The organism is Acinetobacter sp. 22512 (genome assembly GCF_052044755.1).
Lineage (GTDB): Bacteria > Pseudomonadota > Gammaproteobacteria > Pseudomonadales > Moraxellaceae > Acinetobacter > Acinetobacter pittii.
This window is the reverse complement of the sequence record NZ_JBQENP010000041.1, coordinates 1-3,594: the sequence shown is the minus strand read 5'-3', so window position 1 is coordinate 3,594 and position 3,594 is coordinate 1. Positions and strand designations below refer to the sequence as shown.

4 protein-coding genes are annotated in these 3,594 nt (G+C 39.9%); all 4 read left to right on the top strand.

Annotation, left to right across the window (positions count from 1 at the left end; translation table 11 throughout):
* Nucleotides 1–403: 403 nt before the first annotated feature.
* The 4 genes from ACTJJG_RS18980 to ACTJJG_RS18965 all read left to right on the top strand — a co-directional run bounded on the left by ACTJJG_RS18980 (nucleotide 404) and on the right by ACTJJG_RS18965 (nucleotide 3,467).
* Nucleotides 404–640: a major capsid protein gene (locus ACTJJG_RS18980; RefSeq protein ID WP_038348695.1), complete on the top strand. Its 237-nt coding sequence runs from the start codon at nucleotides 404–406 to the stop codon at nucleotides 638–640.
* A gap of 60 nt (nucleotides 641–700) precedes the next feature.
* The gene (locus ACTJJG_RS18975) at nucleotides 701–2,053 is read left to right on the top strand and encodes a virulence factor TspB C-terminal domain-related protein (RefSeq protein ID WP_440608999.1); all 1,353 of its coding nucleotides are present in this window, start codon (nucleotides 701–703) and stop codon (nucleotides 2,051–2,053) included.
* Nucleotides 2,053–2,337 carry a DUF2523 family protein gene (locus tag ACTJJG_RS18970; RefSeq protein WP_000516406.1) on the top strand — a complete coding sequence of 95 codons (285 nt, stop codon included), beginning with the start codon at nucleotides 2,053–2,055 and terminating at the stop codon, nucleotides 2,335–2,337. Before ACTJJG_RS18975 ends, ACTJJG_RS18970 begins: the two co-directional genes overlap by 1 nt.
* Before the next feature lie 65 nt (nucleotides 2,338–2,402).
* Nucleotides 2,403–3,467 carry a zonular occludens toxin domain-containing protein gene (locus ACTJJG_RS18965; RefSeq protein ID WP_032021565.1) on the top strand — a complete coding sequence of 355 codons (1,065 nt, stop codon included), beginning with the start codon at nucleotides 2,403–2,405 and terminating at the stop codon, nucleotides 3,465–3,467.
* Nucleotides 3,468–3,594: the final 127 nt, after the last annotated feature.

Here is a 3,594-nt window from a genome sequence, read left to right as displayed (position 1 = left end):
TAATAAAGCTATATGAATCAAAGTGTTAACTATATAACACTTCGTATAATGTATAATATGTAAATAAATCAATAACTTAGGTGAATTTATGACTAAAAAGATAACATTGATTATGGGGGATAATCAAGTCGAATGTCCTAAATGTTACGCATATTTTCACCGCCAAATTTTGGCTTTTCACATGTCTAAATGTGAAGGGTAAGGAATAAAAAAAATGTACCAATGTGCCCAAATTGACCAGGCTACAAACCAGTGCCTTACATGGGTGCAAGTTGGTTTTCTAGGATTACCCGAAATCACGTACGACCAGGCGGGTGATATAGCTGTAGGCATAGCAATTTGTATTGCTGTTGCCTGGGGCTTTAAAAAAATTGGTCGATTGCTCAAATAAAGGGGAAAAACCATGAGCGAACTTAAAACTGTTCAATCTCAACCACAAACTAAACGTTTACCACTTGCTGTTGTTGTTACTGGTGCATCTGCATTGGCAATGACTAACTTTGCTAACGCTGCAATTGATGTAACTCCTGTTACTTCTGAACTAAGCGATTTAATCACTCCGATCGGACTTGTAGGTGCTGCATATCTACTTGTCATGGTTGCGATTAAAGGGTGGAAAATCATCCGCCGAGCTTTGTAATAAAACAAGATGTAATCGGGGCACTAGTTGCCCCATCTTTTATTGAGGGGTTTGTATGTCATGGTTAATCGTCTTTGTTTTCGTAATTTGCGTATTGATAATTTTAAGTTAATCACCTGGCTACAGATCTTCATTATAGCCATTACGCCTAACTTCATTTTTTTTCAATCAGCTAATGCTACGACCGTATCTGCTGAAGGTTGGTCTGTTACTAAACGACTTGTACAAGGTGCTACAACGTTTTATGACGGGGCAAAAAACGTAGTTTTAAATGGTAAGAACTATGCAGCTACGGGAACTGCTGCAATTACACCAACAGCTACTCAAGTTAGCAAAATGATTGTTAGAACTGGTGCTGTTTTGGCAGTTGATTTAGCAATTAAAACGCTAATTGGTGCAGTTGATTACGTCATGGACCCTGCAAACAATCGTGTTAAGTATTTTGTTGTTGGTGATCCTTCAGATCCAAAGGATCCATCTGTTCAATACTATTATCAAACTGGTGCTTTTGGAGTTACTAAATACTTTTCTTCAAACTCTGCTGCTGCTACTGATCAATGTACGAGAAATGCTCAGGGATATGGCTGGATACTTGTTTCTGCAACTCCATATAACTGGACAACAAGTGAAGTGGGTATGAGAGATGCTAAATGTGTTATTAAGCGCTCACCGACGGATGCTAATGAGACTTTCAACTGGGGCTATCAACGTATTTTAAACCCTGCATATAATCCTGCTGCACCTAATCCAAATACTCAAGAAAAATATTTACCTTATGATGCGGTAGCATCTCAAATAATTAGTGATGCTGTTGCAAATAAAGCAGATGGCAAAGCATATGTTTCTTCTGTAGCAGATACTGCATTAGAACAGGATGAACAAAGACAAATTGTCCCTGCAAATGACATGGTTCAACAATTAAATTCATCTCAGGCTATCCCAACCTCTAATACTGCTCAAGGGCAAGCTGTACCTCAAACTAATCCAGATGATCCGACTGCTCCTAAAGCTCCGCCGACTGACATTACATTAAATTTCCCTGTGTTTTGCGAGTGGGCACCGACTGTCTGTCAAGCTGCTCAGGCTGCTATCGATTTCCCTAAAACTGTTGCTGACTACTGGAAGAAAACAGATAAATGGATGAATGAATCCGCATCTGATACATCAGAAACAAAACCAGAAGTTAAAGAACTAGAACTAAATTTTGATGATGGTAGTCGAATTAATTTCGATCAAACTTGCCCACAGCCACAACCTATTCAGGTCACTTTTATGGGTGTTACCCAGGATGCAAGTTTTTCTTTTGAACCCTTATGCAACTTCATGATCATGATTCGACCTTTTGTCATTGGATCCGCCTATTTAATTGGGGCTTACATAGTTATGGGCTTATCACGGGGGAATAGTGAGTAATGGGAAAAATACTTTATACAGCATTAACTTTACTGCTCGGATCCGCGCTTAAACGTGTTCTCTTGGGTGCGGGAATTGGACTTTTTACAACACATGTTGTCCAGGGCTTAATCAGTATTTATATCGCCCGTGCAACACAAAATATGAGTTTTGGTACATCGAGTGCACTTGCGTTTTTAGGCATGTGTGGCGGTGATAAAGCAATTGGCATTCTTATTGGTGCTTTGAGCACTTACGCAATTATTAAATCTGCCCAAATAGGCATACAGAAATTATCAAGTTAATCAGTGTCGTTTGGCGTGCCGTGCACGCACATAACGACACTGATTAACTTGTTGGAGTTTATAAAATGATAATTTTGGTTACTGGTACACCAGGCTCAGGGAAAAGCCTATTTGTTGTTTCAAAGATATTAGAACTACAAAAACAATTTCCTGAACGTCAGATCTTTGCTGACATCGAGGGGCTTCAAATTGATGGCGTTGAAAAGTCACCAGATGACTGGAGAACAACTCCAGATAACTCAATTGTTATCTATGATGAAGCGCAACAACATGAGCGTTTCAGATCTGGTACATCCGCTAATAAAGATGATGTTGTACAGAAATTACAAGTACATCGTCATACTGGCCACGACATTTGGTTCATCACTCAAAGCCCTAGATTCTTAAATGCGTTTGTCCTGGATCTGGTCGGCGAACACTATCACTTGCATCGTCCTTATGGGGCAAAATTGGCAAGTGTTTACTACTGGAGATCTGTGCGTAAACAGCCACAATCTTTATCGTCTCGAGAGCTAGCAGAGAACGAATTTCTATTTAAATACCCTAAAAACCTGTTCAGCTACTACAAGTCTGCTACTGCTCATCATGTAAAGATGAAGCTACCTAAAAAGCTAGGTTATGTCGTTTTTGGGATCCTGGCATTAGCAGCCTATGGCGGTTATTCATACTTCAAGCCTGGCACTCAAAAGATGATTAATCCATCGGCTTTTACCCAGGCAAATACTCAGCAAAAACCAAAACAAATTGACGGATCCGGATTGACTCCAGATCAACGAAAAGACCTGGAGAATCCAGGCGAAAGAAATGCAGAACTTCAAGCTAAAAATGATGTTCGGATGGAGACAATAGCGATTAAATATAATCCCAATAAACCCTTTGACGTTGACCAATCGCAAATTGAATATACAGTCACAGCAAAACCTGTTTTTAGTGGCTGTATTAAAAAGAATGGTCGTTATGTTGCATACACTCAACAGGGGACTATTTTGCATGATGTGGCGCAATCAGACTGCAAGAAGCTAATAGAACAGAATGACAGACCATTTAATTATTTTGCTCAAACACAATCAGCAGAGCGAGTGTCTACGAGCGAACTGTCACAACCTGCTCAAGCACCTTCTTCTCTCTGATTACAAGCTCCCAGTTGAGCAAAAACGAGAGTAACCGGGCTATGCCCGCAGATATTATTTGATTACCAGGTGTGAACCAGGACTTTGATCCTGGCAAGTTACTACCAGGTATGAACCAGGACTTTGA